The sequence below is a fragment of the Bacillus sp. 5RYD7K genome, assembly GCF_059831465.1.
Genome location: NZ_CP191200.1, coordinates 2,015,343 through 2,038,673, shown reverse-complemented (window position 1 = coordinate 2,038,673; position 23,331 = coordinate 2,015,343). Strand labels below are relative to the sequence as shown.

Annotated in this window: 25 protein-coding genes and 1 other annotated feature; of the genes, 4 read left to right on the top strand and 21 right to left on the bottom strand. The window is 46.7% G+C overall.

What is annotated here, in order from left to right:
- Window position 1: 1 nt before the first annotated feature.
- The 3 genes from araA to ACQE26_RS10250 form a co-directional block, all read right to left on the bottom strand.
- Complete coding sequence (araA, locus tag ACQE26_RS10260; protein ID WP_500469242.1) at window positions 2-1,495, bottom strand: L-arabinose isomerase; 1,494 nt, start codon at window positions 1,493-1,495, stop codon at window positions 2-4.
- A gap of 178 nt (window positions 1,496-1,673) precedes the next feature.
- Window positions 1,674-2,639 (bottom strand): arabinan endo-1,5-alpha-L-arabinosidase AbnA, encoded by a 966-nt coding sequence (gene abnA / locus ACQE26_RS10255; RefSeq protein WP_064777657.1) that lies wholly within the window; start codon window positions 2,637-2,639, stop codon window positions 1,674-1,676.
- A gap of 142 nt (window positions 2,640-2,781) precedes the next feature.
- A complete protein-coding gene (locus ACQE26_RS10250; RefSeq protein ID WP_016938631.1) occupies window positions 2,782-3,867 on the bottom strand; it encodes a M42 family metallopeptidase in 1,086 nt (361 codons plus the stop codon).
- Window positions 3,868-4,049: 182 nt separating this feature from the next.
- On the opposite strand from ACQE26_RS10250, the gene ACQE26_RS10245 reads away from it, so the two are divergent.
- Window positions 4,050-4,442 carry a hypothetical protein gene (locus ACQE26_RS10245; protein WP_016938630.1) on the top strand — a complete coding sequence of 131 codons (393 nt, stop codon included), beginning with the start codon at window positions 4,050-4,052 and terminating at the stop codon, window positions 4,440-4,442.
- Window positions 4,443-4,455: 13 nt separating this feature from the next.
- Here the strand turns inward: ACQE26_RS10245 and ACQE26_RS10240 are convergent, their stop codons facing one another.
- The 8 genes from ACQE26_RS10240 to ACQE26_RS10205 all read right to left on the bottom strand — a co-directional run bounded on the left by ACQE26_RS10240 (window position 4,456) and on the right by ACQE26_RS10205 (window position 10,033).
- Window positions 4,456-4,719: a DUF1294 domain-containing protein gene (locus tag ACQE26_RS10240; RefSeq protein ID WP_438420365.1), complete on the bottom strand. Its 264-nt coding sequence runs from the start codon at window positions 4,717-4,719 to the stop codon at window positions 4,456-4,458.
- A gap of 57 nt (window positions 4,720-4,776) precedes the next feature.
- Entirely contained in the window at window positions 4,777-5,136 is a 360-nt protein-coding gene (gene rplT, locus ACQE26_RS10235) for a 50S ribosomal protein L20 (RefSeq protein ID WP_007613019.1), read from the bottom strand.
- Between the two features lie 31 nt (window positions 5,137-5,167).
- Complete coding sequence (gene rpmI, locus ACQE26_RS10230; RefSeq protein WP_003152493.1) at window positions 5,168-5,368, bottom strand: 50S ribosomal protein L35; 201 nt, start codon at window positions 5,366-5,368, stop codon at window positions 5,168-5,170.
- 12 nt (window positions 5,369-5,380) lie between these two features.
- The gene (gene infC, locus ACQE26_RS10225) at window positions 5,381-5,902 is read right to left on the bottom strand and encodes a translation initiation factor IF-3 (protein WP_071543361.1); all 522 of its coding nucleotides are present in this window, start codon (window positions 5,900-5,902) and stop codon (window positions 5,381-5,383) included.
- A 58-nt stretch (window positions 5,903-5,960) separates the two neighbouring features.
- Window positions 5,961-6,091, bottom strand: a sequence feature (ribosomal protein L20 leader region).
- Between the two features lie 181 nt (window positions 6,092-6,272).
- Complete coding sequence (gene lrgB, locus ACQE26_RS10220; RefSeq protein ID WP_060964588.1) at window positions 6,273-6,956, bottom strand: antiholin-like protein LrgB; 684 nt, start codon at window positions 6,954-6,956, stop codon at window positions 6,273-6,275.
- Between the two features lie 12 nt (window positions 6,957-6,968).
- Window positions 6,969-7,409: an antiholin-like murein hydrolase modulator LrgA gene (gene lrgA, locus ACQE26_RS10215; protein WP_016938627.1), complete on the bottom strand. Its 441-nt coding sequence runs from the start codon at window positions 7,407-7,409 to the stop codon at window positions 6,969-6,971.
- 130 nt (window positions 7,410-7,539) lie between these two features.
- Window positions 7,540-8,274 (bottom strand): LytR/AlgR family response regulator transcription factor, encoded by a 735-nt coding sequence (locus ACQE26_RS10210; RefSeq protein WP_060964586.1) that lies wholly within the window; start codon window positions 8,272-8,274, stop codon window positions 7,540-7,542.
- Entirely contained in the window at window positions 8,252-10,033 is a 1,782-nt protein-coding gene (locus ACQE26_RS10205; protein ID WP_500469235.1) for a LytS/YhcK type 5TM receptor domain-containing protein, read from the bottom strand. Before ACQE26_RS10205 ends, ACQE26_RS10210 begins: the two co-directional genes overlap by 23 nt.
- 187 nt (window positions 10,034-10,220) lie before the next feature.
- Here ACQE26_RS10205 and ACQE26_RS10200 point away from each other — a divergent pair, with 187 nt between their 5' ends.
- Window positions 10,221-11,015, top strand: coding sequence for an HAD family hydrolase (locus tag ACQE26_RS10200; protein ID WP_060964584.1), 795 nt, complete (start codon window positions 10,221-10,223; stop codon window positions 11,013-11,015).
- A 44-nt stretch (window positions 11,016-11,059) separates the two neighbouring features.
- Here the strand turns inward: ACQE26_RS10200 and thrS are convergent, their stop codons facing one another.
- From thrS to ACQE26_RS10155, 9 genes are all read right to left on the bottom strand, one after another.
- Window positions 11,060-12,991 carry a threonine--tRNA ligase gene (gene thrS, locus ACQE26_RS10195; protein ID WP_500469233.1) on the bottom strand — a complete coding sequence of 644 codons (1,932 nt, stop codon included), beginning with the start codon at window positions 12,989-12,991 and terminating at the stop codon, window positions 11,060-11,062.
- Between the two features lie 410 nt (window positions 12,992-13,401).
- The gene (gene ytxC, locus ACQE26_RS10190; RefSeq protein WP_016938621.1) at window positions 13,402-14,232 is read right to left on the bottom strand and encodes a putative sporulation protein YtxC; all 831 of its coding nucleotides are present in this window, start codon (window positions 14,230-14,232) and stop codon (window positions 13,402-13,404) included.
- Between the two features lie 65 nt (window positions 14,233-14,297).
- On the bottom strand, window positions 14,298-14,939 hold the full coding sequence (locus tag ACQE26_RS10185; RefSeq protein ID WP_438420369.1) for a TVP38/TMEM64 family protein: 642 nt from the start codon (window positions 14,937-14,939) through the stop codon (window positions 14,298-14,300).
- A gap of 31 nt (window positions 14,940-14,970) precedes the next feature.
- Entirely contained in the window at window positions 14,971-15,906 is a 936-nt protein-coding gene (gene dnaI, locus ACQE26_RS10180) for a primosomal protein DnaI (protein WP_415305469.1), read from the bottom strand.
- A 24-nt stretch (window positions 15,907-15,930) separates the two neighbouring features.
- Window positions 15,931-17,343: a replicative helicase loading/DNA remodeling protein DnaB gene (gene dnaB, locus ACQE26_RS10175; protein ID WP_500469230.1), complete on the bottom strand. Its 1,413-nt coding sequence runs from the start codon at window positions 17,341-17,343 to the stop codon at window positions 15,931-15,933.
- Window positions 17,344-17,453: 110 nt separating this feature from the next.
- Window positions 17,454-17,912 carry a transcriptional regulator NrdR gene (gene nrdR, locus ACQE26_RS10170; protein WP_003152473.1) on the bottom strand — a complete coding sequence of 153 codons (459 nt, stop codon included), beginning with the start codon at window positions 17,910-17,912 and terminating at the stop codon, window positions 17,454-17,456.
- Between the two features lie 249 nt (window positions 17,913-18,161).
- Window positions 18,162-18,542, bottom strand: coding sequence for an adenosylmethionine decarboxylase (gene speD, locus ACQE26_RS10165; protein WP_003152471.1), 381 nt, complete (start codon window positions 18,540-18,542; stop codon window positions 18,162-18,164).
- Window positions 18,543-18,780: 238 nt separating this feature from the next.
- On the bottom strand, window positions 18,781-19,803 hold the full coding sequence (locus tag ACQE26_RS10160) for a glyceraldehyde-3-phosphate dehydrogenase (protein ID WP_060964581.1): 1,023 nt from the start codon (window positions 19,801-19,803) through the stop codon (window positions 18,781-18,783).
- 207 nt (window positions 19,804-20,010) lie between these two features.
- A complete protein-coding gene (locus tag ACQE26_RS10155; RefSeq protein ID WP_049627153.1) occupies window positions 20,011-20,397 on the bottom strand; it encodes a winged helix-turn-helix transcriptional regulator in 387 nt (128 codons plus the stop codon).
- Between the two features lie 183 nt (window positions 20,398-20,580).
- Between ACQE26_RS10155 and ACQE26_RS10150 the strand changes: the two genes are divergently transcribed.
- Together ACQE26_RS10150 and ACQE26_RS10145 are read left to right on the top strand one after the other, a co-directional pair.
- Window positions 20,581-21,780, top strand: a complete 1,200-nt coding sequence (locus ACQE26_RS10150; RefSeq protein WP_500469227.1) for an MFS transporter — start codon at window positions 20,581-20,583, stop codon at window positions 21,778-21,780.
- 66 nt (window positions 21,781-21,846) lie between these two features.
- Window positions 21,847-22,689 carry an aldo/keto reductase gene (locus tag ACQE26_RS10145; protein ID WP_500469225.1) on the top strand — a complete coding sequence of 281 codons (843 nt, stop codon included), beginning with the start codon at window positions 21,847-21,849 and terminating at the stop codon, window positions 22,687-22,689.
- A gap of 38 nt (window positions 22,690-22,727) precedes the next feature.
- Here ACQE26_RS10145 and coaE read toward each other — a convergent pair whose 3' ends face one another.
- Window positions 22,728-23,321 carry a dephospho-CoA kinase gene (gene coaE / locus ACQE26_RS10140; protein ID WP_500469223.1) on the bottom strand — a complete coding sequence of 198 codons (594 nt, stop codon included), beginning with the start codon at window positions 23,319-23,321 and terminating at the stop codon, window positions 22,728-22,730.
- Window positions 23,322-23,331: the final 10 nt, after the last annotated feature.

Genomic DNA, 23,331 nt, shown 5'->3' with positions numbered 1-23,331 from the left:
ATCAATTCCCTCCCAGCCGGTATAATACGTCATTCCACTTCAGCTCTTTTTTCAGCTCGCGTATTTCGGTATTGCGGGAAATAAAGATGCTTTCAATGCCTGCCATTTCAGCCCAGTCAAGCATCTGTTCAGCCGTAAGCCCAAAGGACATACAGGTATGATGGGCGCCTCCCGCCAAAATCCATGCTTCCGCAGCCGTTTTCAGCGAAGGCTCAGGCTTCCACAGCACCCGCGCCACAGGCAGATTCGGCATGTCATGTTCAATTTCCCTGCCTTCCGCTTCATTCAGAATGAGACGGAACCGCCCTCCGATGTCAATGATACTTGCGATGATGGCTGAACCGCCGATTCCGTTAAAGACCAATCGGGCTGGGTCTTCCTTTCCCCCGATTGAGAGAGGATGGACTTCGATTTTCGGTCGATCAAGGGCAATTGTCGGGCATACTTCAAGCATATGTGATCCGAGAATCATCGCACGCCCCGGCTCAAAATGGTACGTGTAATCTTCCATGAAGGAGGTTTGTTTTCCGTCCGCCATTATTTTCATCATTCGCACCAAGGCAGCCGTTTTCCAATCGCCTTCGCCGGCAAATCCGTACCCTTTTTCCATGAGACGCTGAACGGCAAGCCCCGGAAGCTGCTTCATTCCGTGCAGCACTTCAAAGGAGGTCGAAAACGCTGTATATCCGCCCCGTTCAAGAAAAGCCGTTAACCCGAGTTCAATTTTCGCCTGTTCTTTAATGGAAGAAACTTTTGCTTCATCCTGTTTCGTTTCGTCGCTGATGACATACAATTTGTCGTATTCTTCATAAAGCGCTTCAATTTCTGCATCGGTGACATTGTTCATCACCTCGGTAAGATCGCCGATTCCGTATCCGTCAACCTGCCAGCCGAATTGAATGTGGGCGCCGACTTTGTCTCCGTCAGTCACGGCTACATTCCGCATGTTGTCGCCGAACCGGGCAACTTTAATATGCCTGCTTTCATTCCAAGCGGCAGCAGTATTCATCCATTGTGAAATGTCACGTTTAACTTCTTCGTCATCCCAATAACCTGCAATGACTTTTCTCGTCTGCCCCATTCTTGACTGGATATATCCGTATTCCCGGTCTCCGTGGGCGGATTGGTTGCTGTTCATAAAATCCATATCAATCGTTTCCCACGGAATGTCACGATGATATTGGGTATGCAGATGAAGCATCGGCTTTTGAAAGGCGGAAAGACCTTCAATCCACATTTTCGCCGGAGAAAATGTATGCATCCACGTGATGATCCCGGCGCAGTCTTCTTGATACTGCGCTTCCCGCAAAACCTCTCTGATTGTTTCAGATGACGTAACAACCGCTTTATGCCTGATCTTGTATCTTGATGACACTCCGCCGAGACCGTCACATATCCCTTTTGCGTGTTGATCGACAAGCTGTAGCGTTTCCTCTCCGTATAAGTGCTGGCTCCCCGTCACAAACCAAAATTCATATTCTTTGTTCTGAAGCACATTCATTTCCCCTTCCTGTCAAAATAAAGCGCTTGCATTTAAAAATATACGTATAAATTAAAATATTAAACTTTTAACCTTTTATTTGTACGAACAATTTTATTATAGTTAAGGAGGAATCAAACTGTCAATCTTTTATTGCAAGTAAAAAGCCGGACACACATGCCCGGCTGCTCAATTAATAGGATGGCCACCCTGAACTCCAATCGATATCATTGATGAGCATCTTCGGGATTCCGCTGTTTTCGGCATCATACGCATGACGCACTAAAATATTTCCGTTCACAATGTCTTGGCCGCCCGGGCCTTTCCAGCGGTCATTGCCGGAATCAAGAATCGTCCCTCCGCCTTCTGACATGCTTTTCCCGCTTTTATCAAGATATGGACCGGTGATGCTTTTGGATCTTCCATAAGCAATTTTGTACGTACTATTCACCCCTGAACAGCATTTATCAAATGACACCATTAAGTAATAGTAGCCGTTCTGATAGGTGATGGCAGGCGCTTCCAAAGCTCCGCCGTTATTCGGTCTTGAGGCGATGGAATAAAGGGATCCGGTCGGTTTCATTGTGTTTTTATCGAGCTTTGTCAGCTTGATGCCGCTCCAAAAAGAACCGAAGGCAAGCCATGGATTTCCGTCTTTATCAATTGTCAGCTCCGGATCAATTGCATTGTAATGATCGGCGCTTGTCGAACGGATGACGAGCCCTTCGTCCTTCCAGTTTCCTGAACTGAGGTTTGCTGATGAAGCGAGACCGATCGCGGAAGTATTTTTGCCGAATGAAGAAACGGCATAGTACAGCCAATACTTTCCGTTATAAAATTGAACATCGGGGGCCCATTGATTCAGCCCGTAATTCGGCACGTAATTGCCCCACCAAGACAGCGGGGAAGTAAAAATTGATTTCTGAACGGTCCACACGCCGCCGCTGCCCGCCTTTAAGACGCGAAGCCCCCTCTCACCTTCCAAACCGGTTCCGAACGCGTACCACGTGTTTCCTTCTTTCGCCATTGTCGGATCGTGCAGCAATTCATTCGACGCACCCCAAAACGCGGCAGATGCCGGGGACGAAGACAGCAGCAGCAGCCCGGCTGTGACGGCTGCGCACGAAAAGCGGATCATGCGTTTGAATCTGTTTTTCATTTCATAACCCCTCCCTTTTTTAAAACGCTTACAAAAATGTTCTGTAAGATTTTTCTATGTCTTTTTTTATTGTAGCCATCGTGATTATATTTGTACAGACAAAAAAAGAATCTGCTTAAAAAAAGCAGATTCTTCCGTATCATTATTGATATGTAATACGGTCAACCGTTTCCCGGTCTAATTTTTTAATTACTTCTGTGATCAATTTTACCGTATTCTCATAATCATCCCGATGCAAAATAGCGGCATGAGTGTGAATGTAGCGTGTTGCGATCGTAATGGACAGCGCCGGCACTCCGTTTGCGGTTAAATGAATGGAACCTGAATCCGTGCCGCCTCCGGCAATGGAATCGAATTGATACGGAATTCCCGCTTCTTCCGCCGTGTTTACGACAAGGTCGCGCAGCCCTTTGTGAGAGACCATAGATGCGTCATACAGAATAATTTGCGGCCCTTCGCCGATTTTACTTTGCGCTTCTTTTTCAGAAATTCCCGGTGTATCTCCGGCAATTCCGACATCCACACCGAACGCGATATCAGGCTGGATGGTATGCGCCGCTGTTTTAGCCCCGCGCAGCCCGACTTCTTCCTGAACCGTTCCTACTCCGTATACTTCATTCGGATGATCGCTGTTTTTCAGATTTTTTAATACATCGATGGCAATCGCACAGCCGATACGGTTGTCCCATGCTTTCGCCAATAAATGTTTTTCATTGTTCATCACTGTAAATTCAAAATACGGCACAACCTGGTCACCCGGAAGAACGCCCCATTCCATTGCTTCTTCACGGCTGGACGCTCCGATATCGATGAACATCTCTTTGATATCGGCGGCTTTTTTTCTGGCGTCAGGCGGTAAAATATGCGGCGGCTTCGAACCGATGATTCCCGTGATGTCTCCTTTTTTTGTCACGACGGTGACGCGCTGGGCCAGCATCACCTGAGACCACCAGCCGCCGACGGTTTGGAAGCGGAGAAAGCCTTTATCAGTGATTTGCGTCACCATAAAACCGACTTCGTCTAAATGGCCTGAGATCATGATTTTCGGACCGTTTTCTTCACCGGTTTTTTTGGCGATTAAGCTTCCCAGCCGGTCGGTTGTGACCTCATCGGCAAATGGTTCTATGTATGATTTCATCACTTGTCTTACTTCTCTCTCGTTTCCCGGTATCCCTTTTGCGTCCGTTAACGCTTTCAGCATGGTGAGCGTTTCATCTAATTTTGTCATCAATAAACCTCCTTTTTTCACTACCCTTCTTATTATACAGAACCAATGCTAAAGCATACGATTAATTCGCCTGAAAAACGGGTAAATGTTTTTATCTATTTCTTATAAAAAAATGAAACCTTTTGTTTTGTTTTTCGTATTACATCAGATCATGACAAAGGTGAGGAGGTGCCTTCACACAGATGGCCATTACAGTATTCAGGATTGTCTTGCTTGCACTTCTTATTTATTTTATTTACATGGCGGTCAAATTCTACGCAAACCCGAAGAGAAGGCTCAGACTGGCACAATCAAAAGAAAATTTTTATTTTATTGATGAACAGAAAAACACGCGAAAAAATCTCCAGCTTACTTATAAAGGAGTGCTCTTTGAAGGAGAGAAGCATATCCCTTCCAAAGACCATCCGCTGTTTATTCATACGATATTTGTATGGACCGAGACTCCGGAAAAGCTGAGCAGCTTTTCTGCAGATGATTTCGAAGAAGTTGAGAAAAAGGTATTGGAGCGGTACCCGAATTGCAAGATTGATTGGGACCAGCCCATTAAAAAAGCAAAAAAAGCAGGCGGGCGCTGAGCCCTCCTGCTTTTTATTTATCATTCAAATAGATCAGCACAAGGACGGCTTCAACGAGAAAAAGCAGCGGCACCCCGTATAAAAAAGCTTTGTGCTTTGTCTTATGCCTGAAGGTGCGCATGCCGAGCCATACGCCGAGTGAGCCGAACATGGCGGCTGTGAGCCATATTCGTTTCTCTGATATTCTCCACCTGTGCGCTTTCGCTCTTCTTTTATCAGCGCCCATGATCCAAAAGCCGTATCCGTTTATCAGTACGGCATAAATGAAGAGAGCCATTGATTGTCACCCTTTACGAAAAAAACCGCTCCCGGAAAGAGAGCGGCTTTTTTCAACTTACTTGTCTAACTGAGCTTTAGCAGCATCAGCAAGCTGATTGAAAGCAGTAAGATCGTTTACAGCAAGATCAGCAAGCATTTTGCGGTTTACTTCGATGCCTGAAAGCTTAAGACCGTGCATTAAACGGCTGTAAGAAAGACCGTTCATACGAGCAGCTGCGTTGATACGAGTGATCCAAAGCTTACGGAAGTCACGTTTTTTCTGACGACGGTCACGGAAAGCGTAGTTTCCAGATTTCATGACCTGCTGGTTTGCTACTTTGTATAATCTATGTTTTGAACCGAAATAACCTTTTGCTAATTTAAGAACCTTTTTACGACGCTGACGCGACACAGTTCCGCCTTTTACTCTTGGCATTATATTTCCCTCCTAATTGTTCCTTGTCCGATTACTTGATGTTAGCAAGCTGTTGTTTGATACGTTTGAAGTCTCCTGCGCTTACAATAGCACCCTTGCGAAGCTTACGCTTTTGCTTTTGGGATTTGTTGGCGAATAAGTGACTTGTATATGCATGAGAACGTTTTAACTTCCCAGAACCTGTCTTTTTAAAACGTTTAGCAGATCCGCGGTGAGTTTTCATTTTTGGCATGGGATTTCCTCCTTATTGCTTTTCGTTTTTCGGCGCGAGCATTAAGAACATGCTGCGGCCGTCCATTTTTGGTTTTGTTTCGACTGTCGCAACTTCCGCACATGCTTCAGAGAAACGGTCCAATACGCGCTGGCCGATTTCTTTATGAGTGATTGCGCGCCCTTTAAAGCGGATAGAAGCTTTCACTTTATCGCCTTTTTCAAGGAATTTAATCGCATTGCGCAATTTCGTGTTAAAGTCATGCTCATCGATTGTCGGACTTAATCTAACTTCTTTTAAGTTAATGATTTTTTGATTTTTGCGTGCTTCTTTGTCCTTTTTCTGCTGCTCGAATCTGAACTTACCGTAGTCCATGATGCGGCAGACAGGCGGTTTTGCATTTGCTGCAACTAACACAAGGTCAAGATTTGCGCGGCCGGCGATTTCAAGTGCTTCCTGACGGGACTTGATGCCGAGCTGATCGCCATTTTGTCCGATCAGACGAACTTCACGTGCACGGATACCCTCATTAACCAATTGATCTTTGCTAATAATGAGCCACCTCCATAGTTTCTTCGAATTGATTCACAACGCGTTTTGACTGCATTCTGCAGGCAAACAAAAAGTGCGGGCATGACAACACACCCACACTACGAACATCTGCATAAATAAAAATGTACGGTCAACCTGCCAACTACATGAATGTGTCAATCAGGTGAGAAGCGGGTGCCTCTGCTTGTGATTTATATTCAATTCAATAACTATTCTACACAATACCGGAGCGTTAGTCAAGAATGACTTATCCGGATCAACTTTTTCATTTTAACACGGCACCGGGGGGAGCGCAAGGAAAAATGTGAAATTTCGTTCTTTGCCGTGCGCGGATGGGCCGGACAATAAAAAAACCCGGATGTATGATCCGGGTTTATCCACCAATGAGCTGAACGAATACCGGGATGACCAGCACCGTCACCACGCCTACGACGACAACCGCGATACTTGCCATTGCCGCTTCTACTTCTCCCATCTCAATACCGACCGCAACACCGAGTGCGTGTCCGGAAGTGCCGAGAGCCAGTCCTTTAGAGATCGGGTGTTTCACTTTAAACAGTTTTAAGAATAAAGCCCCGAGAGCATAGACAATGACGGCGTTGAAAATGACGGCGAAAGCAGTGATGTCGGTGATGCCGCCGATCCCTTTTGACAGCGGAAGGGCAATTGCCGTTGTCGCCGCCTGCGGAAGCATGCTTTTCATAACGGCCGCGTCAAGATGAATGCCTTTTGCGATCAGATAGACAATCGTGACTGAGCAGATAGAGCCGACAATGATAGATGACATGATCTGCCACCAGTATTTTTTCAGCTTGTCACGCTGTTTGTATAAAGGAATGGCAAAAGCAATCGTCGCGGGCTCCAGGAAGAACTTAATAATGTCTCCGCCGCTTTTATAATCTTCATATGAAAAACCGCCGAGTTCCAGAAAAAGGATGCCAAGCACCATCGCGACAAACAGCGGGGTAAAGAGGAAAAATCCTTTCGTTTTTTTAAATAAATACGTACCGATGCCAAAGGCCGCAAGTGAAACGACAATACCGAAATATGGACTCATCCGATTTCCCTCCTAATGCTGCACAAGTTCATTTTCTTGATTGGAACGGCGCACCGTTTGTTTATCAGCCGGAGCTGCCTTCTGACGTTTTTGGCTGACTGACAGAATCAGCTGAGAAAAAAGGCCCGTCGCCCCTAACAGAATGATGGTGGCGAGTAAGATGACGAGTGCGATCTGCACGCCGTACTGCTGCATGACGCCAAGTGAATTCATCACGGAGATGCCCGACGGGACAAATAAAAATCCGATCAGTGACGTTAATGATGTTCCCAGCGTTTCTACTTGTTCAAGTTTTATCACTTTCAGGCATAAAAGGACAAATAATAGCACCAAACCTACTACGGAAGCGGGTATAGGAATGGGGACAATCGCTGCAATCCCATTAGATATGAGCATAATGCCGGCAAAAATAAATGCTTGTGTCAGAAATCCGTACACTTTTTTCGCACTCATTTTCTTCACCTCTTTCTCTAAGTTAGGTCCATTATAAAAAAGAAACCGACTTATTAAGCGCTTTCACCACAAACGGCAGAATATTCAATCTGAAATGCAAAAAACGGCTGCTGAAATGCAGAAAGCCGCCTCATATAATATGAAGCAGCTTTTTTAAGTCCTTTGCGTATGTACGGCTGACGGGAATTTTAGAGCCGTCTTTTAAAATCAGATTGTAGGTCGAATTAAACCACGGATGAATTTCCGTAATATGCTCCGTATTCACGATGAACGCGCGGTGCACCCTCAAGAAGCCCGTCTCAGGCAGTTTTTTCTCAATGACAGCCAAGGTTTCATGAACGGAATAAGACGCGGCAAACGTTTTGACGGAAACGTGCCCGTCCTCCATGCCCGCAAAAATAATATCCTTCGTATCTAAAATGACAATGGATTCGCCGGCTGATACCGCAAGCTTATGCGCTCCGGCTGCGGACGGCTGTTCTGAGACGGCTTCTGCCCTGTCCTGCTTCACTCTTTTAAACTTTCTGATTGTCTGGCGGACTCTTTCTTCATCAAAAGGCTTTGTTAAATAGTCGAGCGCATCGACTTCAAAGGCCTTTAATGCATATTGGTCATACGCCGTCGCAAAAACGACAGCCGGCGGATTTTTCATGTTTTTCAGCCGCTTGGCAATGTCAAATCCGTTTTCTCCTGACAAATCAACATCCAAAAACAGCAGATCCGGTTTTTGATCCATCATGCTGTCAAAAGCGGATTCAATATTTTCCGCCTCGTTTATGTCATCTACTTCATTCGTCCGTTTCAGCAAATAAGCTAATTCATCCCTTGCCAGCATTTCATCATCAACGATTAACACCTTCAGCATGTTCTTCTCCTTTAGTCATCAGTTTCAAAGGCAGCTCAAATGATACGTCCGTACCTTTTTGGGGTTCACTTTCCAATCGCAGAGCGGCTTCAGGACCGAACAGCCCGATCAGCCGCTGATTTAAATTATAAAGCGCGGTTCCCGTTCCTTCTTTAGACGGCAGCGGACGGTTTCCGAGAACGGACAGCAATTCCGGATCAATTCCCCGCCCATTGTCCCCCACCCGCATTAAAACCGACGGGCCGGCGGATACCACGCTGACATTAACGGCACAGCTGTCCTGCTTTCTTGAAAATGCATGGCGGAGCGCATTTTCGACGAGGATCTGCAGCACAAAAGGAGGAATTTCGATGTCCTCCAAACCGTTTTCAATTTCAAGACTGATTTTATATTTCCCGGGAAAACGGGCCTGCTCCAATGACAAATATGCCTGCAGATGGTTCAGTTCTTTAGAAAGCGGGATGAGCAGCTGCCTGGCGCCCTGCAGGTTGGAACGGAAATAGACACTGAGCTGCAGCAGAAGCTTTCGGGTTTTTTCCACATCCGTACGGCAAAGAGCAGAAATCGTATTGATTGCATTAAACAGAAAATGCGGATTGACCTGTGCCTGAAGCGCCTTTATTTCTGCATCTTTCAGCAATTTGCTCTGCAGTTCCGCCTCGCCGAGTTCAAGCTGGGTGGAAAACAGCATGGCGAGCCCCTCTGCGAGCTCTTCTTCAACCCTGCTTAAACCTGACGGGCTTTTAAAGTACATTTTCAGCGTCCCGATTGTTTTGCCGTTTGACGTCAGCGGCAATACGATCGCCGCATGCAGCGGACAGGGATCGTGCGTGCATTCAATTTCTTCCTTTGATGTCGCTTTCATAATTTGCCCCGTTTTAATGACGCGTTTTGACAATCCGGTGATCAGGCTTTCAGACGGAATATGATGATCGGCACCCGCGCCGACGTGAGCTAAAATCTTTTCATTATCCGTAAGCGATACCGCGTCCGTTCCTGTTTGCCTGTGGATGATGGCAGCGACGCTTTTGCATGAGCTTTCATTCAGCCCCTGACGGAAAAACGGAAGCGTCTGGTCGGCAATCATCAGCACCCTGTGGGTTTCAAGAGCTCTTGCCCGTTCTTCCTTCCGGATCATCGATTGAATGATCGAAAGAAAAATAAAAGTCCCTGACCCGTTTACCAATATCATCGGGATGCCAATGATGCTCACTAGCGTCCAAGCGTCAGAAAACGGCTTGGCCATTAACAGAATGAGCAGCATTTGCAATGATTCCATCCCGAGCCCGACCAGCGCGGCCACTCGCGGTGTCGGCATTGCATAGCGTTTTCTGAAATACCGCCCGATCCAGCCGGACAAAACCCCCGCTAAAACGGATGAGACGGCACAGCTGACTGCGGTCGCGCCGCCCAGTGATAAACGATGCAGGCCGGACAGTATGCCGACACCGATCCCTACATACGGGCCGCCCAAGAGTCCGCCGATTTCAACACCCATAATCCGCGTGTTGGCAATTGAACCGGACGGATTAATTTGAAACACCCAGTCATTATTCATAATTGTATTCTGCTGAATTTCTATTCCCGTATAGTTGCTGATGATACTGAACAGCGAGAAAATTGAAATCAGCACCGCTTTGCCTTTATAGCTCTCAGGCTGCTGGAGCGCCTGTCTGAACAATCTGGTATGAGCCAGAACAAAGCCCAATATGACGATTATTCCGACTCTTTCCAGCATCATAATGATCAAATGCAGCATGCTTTTTCACCTGTTCTTTCAAATTTTATTTTATCACGTTTTAACGCTTGAGACAGAATATGACACAAATCTGCCTGTTTTTTTCAAATCATCTGAAAACAAATCTTTCGCAGTCTATGTATCTATTGTAGAATAAACGGGAGCCTTGCGGCAGAGAGTTTAAGAATATACCAAAGAGGAGAAGATCATGAAAGCCGTATTTTTTGATTTGGACGATACACTGTTATGGGATGAAAAGAGCGTCAGAACAACATTCAGGGAAACATGTTTACAAGCGGAAAAAAAATATGGCCTTGACCCGCACACTTTTGAAGAAGCGGTTCGGAAAGCGGCACGGGAATTGTATATGTCATACGAAACCTATCCTTATACGGTCATGATCGGCATTAATCCGTTTGAAGGGTTGTGGGCGAATTTTTCCGAGCCGGTCAGCGAAGGATTTAAACAGCTGAATCAGATTGCGCCGGAATACAGACGAAACGCCTGGACGAACGGCTTAAAAAGTGTCGGCATAGACGATGCGGCTTACGGCGAATATTTGGCGGAGTTTTTCGCGGCGGAACGCAGACAGCGCCCGTATGTGTATGATGAAACATTTGCGGTGCTTGATAAGCTGAAAGGTGTTTATGAACTGCTTCTGCTGACAAACGGCGATCCCAGCCTGCAGAAAGAAAAGCTTGCCGGCGTCCCTGAGCTTGCGCCTTATTTCAATGAAATCGTCATCTCAGGCGCTTTCGGAAAAGGGAAACCCGACGCCTCTATATTTGAACATTGCCTCAGCCTCCTGAAGCTGAAAAAAGAAGATGCCATAATGGTCGGAGATAATCTCAACACTGATATTTTGGGAGCGAAACGGGCAGGCATCACGACGGTGTGGGTAAACCGGACGAATAAGAAAAATGAAACAGACATTACGCCTGATTATGTGATCAGCGATCTTCACGAGCTGTTTGCGATTATAGAGAAGCAGAAACAAAAATAAAAAAACCCCCCATTCATTCAGAATGGGGGGGTTTGTGTGTCTGGTTATTTTTTCGCTTCGGCTACAGCCTTTTTCACAAAATCGTCCAATGAAACGGTTTCGGATTTCTGCTCGCCGTATTTCCGGACGTTTACCGCGCCGTTTTCAGCTTCTTGGTCACCGACCACAAGCATGTACGGGATTTTTTGCATTTGCGCTTCACGAATTTTATAGCCGATTTTCTCGTCCCGGCTGTCAAGCTCGACACGCAGGCCTTCGCGCTGCAGGCGCTCCTGCACTTTTTTCGCGTAGTCAAGATGCACAGACGGTGATACAGGAATGACTTGGAATTGTACAGGCGCAAGCCATGTCGGAAGGGCGCCTTTGTGCTCTTCGATTAAGAAAGCAACGAAACGCTCCATCGTTGACACGACGCCGCGGTGAATAACGACTGGACGGTGCTGTTTGCCGTCTTCTCCGACGTAAGTGAGATCAAAGCGTTCCGGAAGAAGGAAGTCAAGCTGCACGGTTGACAATGTCTCTTCTTTGCCGATCGCCGTTTTCACCTGCACGTCAAGCTTAGGGCCGTAAAACGCCGCTTCGCCTTCCGCTTCATAGTAATCATGGCCGATTTCATCCATTGCTGCCTTCAGCATGGATTGCGCTTTATTCCACATCTCATCATCATCAAAATATTTTTCCGTATCTTCAGGATCGCGGTAAGACAGGCGGAATGTGTAATCACTCAGGCCGAAGTCTTCGTATACGTCTTGAATCAAATGGACCGTGCGGATGAATTCTTCTTTAATCTGATCCGGGCGGACGAAAATGTGTGCGTCATTTAACGTCATGCCGCGTACGCGCTGAAGACCTGAAAGCGCTCCTGACATTTCATAACGGTGCATCGTTCCGAGCTCGGCAATGCGGATCGGAAGCTCGCGGTAGCTGTGAATGTCCTGTTTGTAAATCATCATATGATGAGGACAGTTCATCGGACGGAGCACAAGCGTTTCATTGTCCATTTCCATCGGCGGGAACATGCCGTCCTGATAATGTTCCCAGTGGCCTGATGTTTCGTACAGATCTTTACTTCCGAGAACAGGCGTATACACGTGTTCATAGCCGAGGCTCAGCTCTTTATCCACAATGTAGCGCTCGATCACGCGGCGGATGGTCGCGCCCTTCGGCAGCCAGAGCGGCAGGCCTTGTCCGACTTTTTGAGAGTTGGCGAACAATTTTAATTCCTTGCCCAGTTTTCTGTGGTCGCGTTCTTTCGCTTCTTCAAGCATGCGCAAATGCTCTTTCAGGTCATCCTTTTTAAAGAAAGCCGTGCCGTAAATGCGCTGAAGCATTTGGTTTTTGCTGTCGCCGCGCCAGTACGCGCCTGCAAGGCTGAGCAGCTTAAATTCTTTAATTTTTCCTGTAGACGGCACGTGGACGCCGCGGCAGAGGTCAAAAAATTCACCCTGCTCATAAATGGAGACCGTTTCTCCTTCTGGGATGGCATCCAGCAGTTCAAGCTTCAGATTATCGCCGATTTCCGCAAACATGGCTTTTGCTTCATCACGGCTCACTTCTTTTCGGATGATCGGCAGATTTTCACCGACGATGCGTTTCATTTCTTTTTCAATCTTCGGAAGATCATCCGGCGTCAGCGCCTGCTCCATTTCAACGTCATAATAGAACCCGTTTTCAATAACGGGACCGACTCCGAATTTCACATCTTTATAAATGCGTTTAATCGCCTGAGCCAATAAATGCGCCGTGCTGTGCCGCATGATATTCAGGCCTTCTTCTGTGCCTTCTGTAATAATTTCTACGGCACCGTCCTCTTGAATCGGCGTTCTTAAATCAATTTCCTGTCCGTTCAGTTTTCCGGCTAAAGACTTTTTCTTTAATCCCGGACTGATGGATGCCGCGATATCTTCTGTTGTTGTTCCTTTCGGAAATTCCTTTACCGCTCCGTCCGGAAATGTGATGTTGATCATATCTGACATCTTCGTCACTCCTTTTTTTATGCAAATCAAAAACCCCGCCCCCTATGAAAGGGACGAGGTTAAATAAACGGAATCGTGGTTCCACCCTTTTTTCCGCGCGGCCGGTTTTTTTCGGCACCTGCGGCTCTAAACTCTGTAACGGGAGTTCCCGTCAGCTATTACTGGCGCTTATTCCGGCGTTCACAGCTGAAGTTCAAAGGCGGTAAAGACAATGATCCATAGCTGGAAAGCTTTCAGCCTGGGCTCTCCTCTCTTATAAAGCCGGTATCAATGCTTCATGTCCTTATCAATACGTGTAGCAATCATTAATCTGTTATGTATTATAAAATGTCTGTGAGAAAAATGCAACTCGGTTTTCCGTCTGATTTCGCACAGACAGCCCCGCTGCTGCCGCAAGGCCGTCTGTGCAGCTATCCTTCCGTCTTTTCCGCCGCAAACGCGCCTAACGGAAAAAGACGCACCCGCTCCTGAAACACGTTTTGGATCGTTCTGGACATCATATGCTCCGGTTTGTCCGTATACAGTTCTACCGTCTCAGGCGCGATGGAGATCAGCGGCGCAAGCAGGTGGGAATCTATATACATCGGGTGCTCCCGCACAAACCGTCTGTCTATGTATTTTTTCTGTTCCCGTTCTGACACATAGCGCAGCTCCCACAGTGTAAAAGCCCGGTCATGTACAATATGGACTTTCTTCATCCGCGGCGGATTGGATGTCACGTAATCTCTCAAAGACTGGATAAAGTTTTGATATTCCTGTTCCATCCGATATTCATCTATCGCAGCCTCGGTGTATTCCCTGAGCCGCTCATAATACCTGCCGAGCCGGAACGTCTGAAACGAACGCACGGAAAAAACACCCGCATCAAGTGAAATCGTCCGGAGCGCTTCTGAAATAAACTGTGTGCGCGGCTCTTTCTTCGGCTCAAACGGATGATCATCAAGCTCTCCTTCCATAATGCTGTGTGCAAGCTGAAGGATTTGCTGCTGTTCATCCTGATCGGTGAAGCAGTATTCGTCTTCAATAAGCGAAAGCATATGCTCGTCTTCTTTACATTCTAAAAAAAATCTGACCAGAATCGGCTCAATAAAGCGCTGAACGCAAAAAGCCGATTCAGACCTTGCGATTCCGACTTTTTTTATGCCTTCACGGACAATAAAATGTCTCCGGTCGTCCGATTGCTGAATGAGATGTAAAAAAGCGGCGGTATCGTGGTCATCTTCAAAGATCACTTCAAGCATATTTGTCCCCCCTTACGGCATCTGTTACAAGTATATGGGGGATGTTTTTAAAATAGACGTAAAGGTTAGCTTTCACCGCCGAACAAATGGCGGACCTTCTTCTTAAAGATGAGGGGAAGCGATAAAAACACGATATAAAGACAGATCACTCCGAGCACGGTCAGCATATTTCCGGACATAAAGCTCGCGCCAAGCACATTCAGGACGATCGTCCCCGGAATGATTCCCGCTGCGGTCGCCAAAAAATACGTCATCGGCCTGACTTTCGAAAGGCCCGCGGCATAGCTGATCACATCAAAATTCACAGGCAGAATGCGAAGGATAAAAATATAAAAGAAGCCATTGGTTATCATCTGCTTTTGAATGGCTTCCATTTTTCCGTGACGGCTTTTTTCTTTAAAGGCAAACAGCCCGGCCGCAAAAAAAGACGCGGCCGCAGCGCCCATTGAGCCCGCCAGCGTATACACGGTGCCGAAAAACGGTCCGAACGCCAATCCTCCGGCGACGGAAACGATTGATACGGGAAACAGCACAAAAGGCCTGACGATGGAAATTCCGATAAACACAAGCGGCGCAAAGACACCGAACGATAACACCCAAAGACGGATCTCCTTAGGCGACAGATTCAGATATTTGCGGTTTGCCCACAGCAAAAGGCCCGCTCCCGCCGCAGCCGCAGCCCATGTGACAGCCTTCTTATTCCTCATTCCCTCAAATCCTTCCCTTTGGACGCCGGCATTATGGACGGCGGCGGTTTTCCCCGTCAAGACGGACAGGCGAAGCCAAATATAAAATCCGCTCCATCAGTCTTGCCGCTTTTACCTCTTCCTTTTCTCCCCGCTGTGAATACGTAAAATGATGCTTCAGCTCGTCAGGTGAAAAATTAGACGAGAAAAACGTGGGAAGCTGCTGGCTCATTCTGTGCTGAAGCACGGTGCCGATGACCTCATCCCTGACCCAGCTTGTCATTGACTCCGCTCCGATGTCATCAAGCATCAGGACGGGCGTCGTTTTGACCATATTCAGTTTCTCCTCCAGCGACTGATCCTGGAGCGAGTTTTTCAGCTCTCTGACAAATTCGGGAACATATACGATCATTGATGAATACTCTTTTTCCGCCAGCTCATTGGCAATGGCGGCTAGAATAAATGTCTTTCCGATTCCGAATTTTCCGTACAGGTACAGCCCTTTGCCTTTGCCCGTTTCATTATAGCTCTTCAGAAAATCCGTCACATGCTGGAAGATGCCGAGTCTGCTCGGATCTGTAATGTCGATCTGCTGAAACGTCGCGCCGAGAAGATCCCGCTGGATATACATGCTCTTCATCAGGGACTTTTGTCTTTTCTGGCGGTCAAGCTTTCTCTTTTCCGGACATTCGTAATATTCAATATCAATAGAACGTCCGTTGATCACAAGCTTCGGATGATAGCCTTCAAGCAGGCTGTTCGTCTCGTTGTCTTTTGAACAGAAGGCGCACCGCTTGCTTTGCTGAACGTATTCGTACAGTTTATTTAACCCTCTGTCAATCATGCTTTGATTAATTGCATCTTTCTGTTCCTTCAAAAAAGCCTGGACGTCTTTGTCGGCCATGACTTGCTGCTGCATTCGTTCCAAGCGTTTTTGAAAGTCAGGTCTCTTCGTCACGCCTTCTAAGGATCGGCTGATCGGTTCCATTCAGTATCACCCCGCTTCTCTGTCTCAGTAGGCAGAGTATTTTTTCAGTTTTTTCATTTCTTCCATCATTTTTTTCTTCTGTTCTTCGAGATCCTCCTCGGAAAGAGCCGGCTGCTGTTCTGACTTCTTCCCGGTTTCTTCTTCTTTCATCCAATCAGGGCGCTTTTCTTCCCGGACGGTTTTTTTGCCGCGCGCCGCGCCGTTTGTTTTGCCGTCCGCCCAATCAAGATATTGCCTGTGCTCTTCTATTGCGAGCTTCATTGCTTCCCGGACCGTCTTTACTTTCTTTCTGGCCCAGTGAGCGGCGATTTTTTGAATATAGTTTTTGGACAGCTTCATATCCGTTTTCAGCATGACATAATAAATCAGCACATTGGTGACACCGGGCTCAAGCTTCTGTTCGAACATAATATCGGCGATGATCTGCAGGTCTGCTTTGGACGGCTCGGTCCCGTCCGCAATGTCCTGAAGAAGCTTTCTCGGTGATATGGTCTCAAGCTGTGCAATGAGTTCGGCATTCAATGAATCGTCCTTTTCCGTCTTGTTTTCCCGCAGACGGACAGGCTGTGTTTTATCAATCAGTTCCGGAAGCTTCCCGCCTCTTTCAATTTGGTACCAGTCGCTGGCCGCTTTCCTCAGCGCTTCGGCCGTTATCGTATCTTGTTCATTAATTGCGGTCATGACGACGTGCTGCATGGAGATAGGATCTATTCCGTATAAATATGAAAGCTTTTTAATGCTCTCCCGCACGTCCTGCGTGATTGATTTGCGCGGTATCATCGTTTCTGACAGTCCCGCCATGAAAAGCTCAAAATCAAACACTTCCTCCGTCACCGTATAGGAAGGCGCTTGTCCGACAGACGCCGTCTCATAGTCCTCGGGGAGCTTCATCGCTTCTTCCATATCCGGCGTCATTTTCCATTCGCTCGGCTGAAAAGAGGCAAAGGCATGATTAAACGGACGCGTAATTTCCCTTGCATCCGCGCCGACGGAAGGATGCGTGTAAAATTGTCTCAGCTGCTGGTATTTCGTTTTACCGACTCTGTTATAAAGAAAGACATTCAGCATGCCGTCTTCAAAAAAATCATTCGGTCTGAGCGGGGGCAGCAGCTCATAAATAAACATCCGTTCCTTTTGCTCGGACTCCCGGATATACACTTTCAGCAGCCCGATTCCTTCAAGCTTCCCCTGTTCATGATGAATCTTTTTTAAATTTGCCTGCATCATGCCCATCAGCTGTCTGTGCGTGGATTCAGCTCCCCACAAACGGTTCTGCTCAAGCTCCCCCCATAAAGTCATATACAGAGAGAATGCAAATGAACCGATCAGCGGCTGGTACAGATGTGTCAAAACCTGTCTGTCGACATCCTGAAGAAGCGAACGGCTTTTGACCGTATAAGGATCTACAGGCAATACGTCATTCCAATAGTCAGCCATGATTCTCAAACCTTCCGATATGTTTCTACTCTCATTTTACACCGTTTCCGTCATGTATCAAATGCCAATTTTGCTCATGAGAAAAGAGCCAGACATCATCTCTTAGCTCTTTAGCGCTCTTTCTTTATTAAATCTTTCAATTCATCAATAAACACATTTATATCTTTAAACTGCCGGTAGACGGAGGCAAAGCGGACATAAGACACCTCATCTATTTTCGCCAGCCGGTCCATCACCATTTCTCCGACAAGTTCGCTTTTGACTTCAGATACGCCTTGGTTTCGCAGCTCTTTTTCAATGTCAAAGCACATGTCTTCAAGTGTTTTTAAAGGAACGGGCCTTTTTTCACAGGCTTTAATTAATCCGCGCAGCATTTTTTCACGGCTGAATTCTTCCCGGACGCCTTCTTTTTTCACGACGATCAGAGGCATCTCTTCAAACTTCTCAAATGTAGTGAAGCGGTAATGGCAGGCTTCGCACTCCCGCCTTCTGCGGATTGATTTCCCTTCGTCCGCAGGCCGTGAATCAAGTACGCGGGAACCGTTATGCTGGCATGAAGGACATTTCAATTGGATCAGCTCCCATCTGTTTCATTGCTGTAATGCGGTTCGCAAGCTTCCGGTAAATGCCCGCCAACGTATCTAGGATGAGCCTATTGTGTTGGGAGAGCCGATAGACCGGCCTTATCTTTCTCTATTTTACAAAAAAATTGCTTAAAGAAAAAGCAATGCTGTTTTTTTACATTAGAAAAGGAGCATCAGCTTCAAAGCGCGTAATGGCTTTTTCAGCTTAGCTCCCTTGTGTTTGCGTTTTGAAAATTACAGTACTTTCGCTTGTGCCTGTTTAATCTGTACAGGCCCCATTCCTCTCGGTATTTCAATGTTTTCTCTTGTATCTGCATGTAATGCGTCCGCAATGTAATCAGCAGCCACATTAGGATCCAGGTCTCCACAAGTATAAACATCAATGCTTGCATATCCGTGTTCAGGAAAACTGTGAATCGTTAAATGTGACTCAGAGATAATAACGACTCCGCTTACGCCTTGCGGTGCAAATTTGTGAAATGCGACCTCGCGCACTTCAGCTCCTGATTTCAAAGCAGCATTTACAAACGTTTTTTCAATAAAATCCATGTCATTGAGCTTATCAAAATCGCATCCCCACAGCTCGGAGATGACGTGACGCCCCATTGTTTCCATAATCATGGACCCCCCTTAACAAGAATTAAAAAAGTGAATTTCCGAGAACTGACCCGGCCATTTACCACGGGGGAAAGTTAGTCCGGAGAGGTCCTAACCCTTTAAGTAATTCCGAAGCAGTCACGAGCAAGAAGTTCACGAAAGATAGTATACTGTGTTTAAGTTTATTTTGCAAGGAGTGTTTTTTTGCAAATATGCCGTTAAGGGTTTTTTCTAACAAATGTCCATGATCTTTATTCTACACAGCTGACGGGTGTTTCATTCGCGCGGCGACGTGGCGGATAAGATCAACGACCCGGCAGGAATATCCCCATTCATTGTCATACCAGGCGAGCACCTTTACTTTTCGGTCTTCCATCACCATTGTCGTCAGCCCGTCAATGATCGCGGAGTGTGAATTCGTATTATAATCCGAAGAAACGAGCGGTTCATCCGAATAATCAAGAATGCCGTACATTGACGTCTTTGCGGCTCGTTGGAAAGCGGCATTCACTTGCTCGGCCGACACATCTGTTTTCAGGTCACAGACAAGGTCCACTAAGGACACGTTGGGAACAGGAACCCGCAGAGCCAGGCCGTGAAGTTTTCCTTTCAGATGAGGCAGCACAAGCGACAGCGCTTTAGCCGCGCCTGTAGAAGTCGGAATGATGGATTCTCCGCACGCTCTCGCCCTCCGCAGATCTTTATGCGGATTGTCGATATTTTTTTGGTCATTCGTGTAAGCGTGAACGGTCGTCATCAGGCCGCTCTCAATCCCAAATTCCTGATCAAGCACTTTGACGACCGGTGCAAGACAGTTTGTCGTGCAGGATGCATTTGAAATAATCACATGTTCATCCGGATTGAACTTCTCTTCATTCACTCCCATGACAATGGTAACGTCTTCATTTTTACCCGGAGCCGTTAAAATAACCTTTTTCGCCCCTGCTTCAATATGGCTCATCGCTTTTTCTTTTGAATTAAATTTTCCCGTTGCCTCTATGACGATGTCTATTCCGCACTCTTTCCACGGAAGCTCTCTCGGGTCCCGCCGATTGAACAGCATAATATGTTTTCCGTTGACGATCAGACTGTCTTCGGCGGTCTCGACTTCTTGCTCGTATTTGCCGTGAATTGTGTCATACTTTATCAAATGAGCAAGCGTTTCCGGGGGATAGCTTGCATTAATGGCTGTTATTTGAATTTGATCATCTTCCATCGCTTTTCTGAACACCATTCTTCCGATTCTTCCAAACCCGTTGATTGCTACTTTTACCTTCATGCCCAGGTCACCCCTTTTTAATATGCCACTCTAATTTAATTTTAATTACATATAGTATAACACATTAAAAGAAATCCGCCAGTACAACTTGATAAAAATCCGCCCTTATACCGATCAATATGTTGTTCAATCGGTTTTTTTGCATATAAAATGATCTTTTTTCCATAAAAAAAGCAGGATCAGCATCTCTGGCTGCCTGCTTTTTTCTTATATTTGTTCCGGATCTTTAAATTTGTCATTTAAAATGCTGTCCTCTAATACGGATGACACCTCGCCGTACCGTTTAGAAATATGCATCGCGCCCCAGTCGCACAGCGCGTTTAAAATTCTTTCCAGGCTGTGGCCGTATTCACTCAATTCGTATTCCACTTTCGGCGGCACCTGATTGTACACGATCCGATTGATGACGCCGTCAGCTTCCAATTCCCGCAATTGCTGTGTCAGCATCTTTTGGGTAATGTCCGGCATAAGCCGCTTCAATTCGCTTGTCCGCTTTTTTCCGCGCATCAGGTGGCAGAGGATCACACACTTCCATTTTCCGCCGATCACTTCTAGCGTCGCCTCTACAGATATATTGTATTTTTTCTTCAGCAACGGTAATTCCTCCTCATCTATAGGAACTAAAAAGTGCCTATGGCACTTAAAAGTACGTTCTTTTCAATGACTCATCTATCGATCATAATGACATTTGCCGGCTGAAAAGGAATGTACTCTTATACTTATATCGTTTACCCGGCATCATTTCAACCATACATTATCGTTCAAGGAGGAAAACAGATGTCTTCACATCGCCAAAGCTATTTACCAGCGCTGCTGGCATTAGCCGTCAGCGCTTTTGCGATCGGCACAACCGAATTTATCAGCGTCGGACTGCTGCCGCTTATATCTCATGATCTGCATATACCTGTGACAACGGCGGGACTTACCGTTTCCATGTATGCTCTGGGCGTGACATTCGGCGCGCCGGTTTTAACTTCTCTTACATCAGGCATGTCGCGGAAAACGCTGCTGCTCTGGGTGATGCTGATTTTTATCGCCGGAAATACACTTGCAGCGAGCGCTTCCTCAATCGGCGTCTTACTGGCGGCGCGGGTCATTTCGGCTTTTTCCCACGGCATTTTCATGTCAATCGGGGCAACAATCGCCGCCAATATCGTGCCAGAGCATAAAAGAGCAAGCGCGATTTCCATCATGTTCACGGGGCTGACGGTGGCTACAGTGACCGGTGTTCCGTTCGGGACCTATCTCGGCCAGCAATTCGGGTGGAGAATCGCATTTGCCGTCATCGTCGCGGTAGGAATCATTGCATTCCTCACAAATGCGCTTCTCGTTCCGTCACATTTGCGCAAAGGAACGAAGACCGCATTTTCCGAACAGATCAAACTCGTCAAAAACGGCCGGCTGCTGCTTTTATTTCTGATTACAGCGTTAGGCTACGGCGGAACGTTTGTCGTGTTTACGTATTTATCTCCGCTTCTTCAGGAAGTAACCGGTTTTCAGAAAGAAACCGTCGCGGCCATCCTGCTTGTTTACGGAATTGCGATTGCCATCGGAAACATGATCGGCGGCCGGTTATCAAATCGGAATCCGCTGAGAGCATTGTTTTACATGTTCATTGTCCAGGCGGCTGTGCTGTTTGTCCTGACTTTTACCGCGCCGTTTAAAACAGCCGGATTAATCACCATTATTTTTATGGGGCTGTTGGCGTTTATGAATGTGCCTGGGCTTCAGGTATATGTCGTGATGCTGAGTGAACGTTTTGCGCCAAGCGCCGTTGATACAGCATCAGCCTTAAACATCGCGGCATTTAATGCCGGAATTGCAATCGGTTCTTTTGCCGGCGGGATTATAACAGATTCAATCGGGATTATTCATACCGCTTGGATCGGGGCGTTAATGGTGCTCAGCGCGGTCGTGTTAACCGGATGGAGCAGAAAGCTTGAAAAGCGGGATCGCACTGTCCTTGAAAGGAGGTGAGTTTTTCTTCAGCGCATTTTGATTTTTTTAACAAACAAACAAACAAACAATAGGAGGAACATATACATGACAACACATTTACAAGCAAAAGCGACATTGCATAACGGCGTAAAGATGCCTTGGTTCGGTATCGGAGTATTTAAAGTAGAGGAAGGCGCGGAGCTCGTCAATGCGGTGAAAACAGCATTGGTGCACGGCTATCGCAGTGTTGATACCGCCGCGATTTACGGAAATGAAGAAGGTGTCGGCGAAGGCATCCGCCAAGGGTTGCAAGAAGCGGGATTAAAGCGTGAAGACATTTTTGTCACGTCAAAAGTGTGGAATGCCGATTTAGGGTATGAAGAAACGTTAAAAGCGTTTGACGCAAGCTTAGAAAAACTCGGTTTAGACTATTTAGATTTATATTTGATCCATTGGCCTGTCGAAGGAAAGTACATCGATGCGTGGCGGGCGCTCGAAACCCTCTACCGGGATGGACGGATTAAGGCGATCGGGGTCAGCAATTTCCAAATTCACCATTTGAAACATCTCATGAAAGAAACGGAAATCAAGCCGATGATTAACCAGGTGGAGTACCACCCCCGTCTGACTCAGAAAGAACTGCACGCTTTCTGCGCCGAACAAAATATTCAGCTTGAAGCATGGTCGCCGTTGATGCAAGGCCAGCTGCTTGATCATCCCGTCTTACAGGAAATCGCTGAGAAATACGGCAAATCAGCCGCTCAAGTGATTTTGCGCTGGGATTTACAAAACGGCGTCATCACCATTCCGAAATCAACTAAAAAACACCGTATTGAAGAAAATGCAAATGTCTTCGATTTCGAACTGTCAGCTGACGATATGAAGCGGATTGATGATCTGAACGAAAATCTCCGTGTCGGCCCGGACCCTGACAATTTTGATTTTTAACCAGAAAAACACCGTTCGGTTTTCCGAACGGTGTTTATTTATGTCCAGCTGCTCAATATTTCCTCCAGCTGATGCTTCGTATAGTCAAGACTGCCGCTGTTATCAATGACGGCGTCAGCTTTTTTTGTTTTGTCCGCTAAAGGCATTTGCGACGTTATCCGGCTCATCGCTTCTTCTTCTGTAAGTGAATTCCGCTTCATCAGCCGTTTGAGCTGAATGTCTGCCGGTACGGTGACGACGAGCACTTTGCCGACCAGATAGTCAAGCCCGCTTTCATACAAAAGCGGTATATCCAAAACGACGAACCGCTCTTTTCGCGCAACGGCTTCATCCCGCTGTTTCATCATTTCCGCACGCACTGCCGGATGAACGATCTGATTCAGGATCAGACGCTTCTGTTCGTCCGTAAAAACGATAGAACCGAGTTTTTTTCTGTCAATGCCGCCGTTTTCCAGCAGGATGTCTTTTCCGAACGCTTCAACGATCTGTCCGTAAGCCGGCATTCCTTTTTCCACCGCCTGCTTAGCGATGACATCCGCATCAATGACTGTTATTTTTTTGTCGATCAGCATGCGCGCTACCGTGCTTTTTCCGCTGGCGATGCCTCCCGTTAAACCGATGACCAAGCTCAAAAAGCCCACT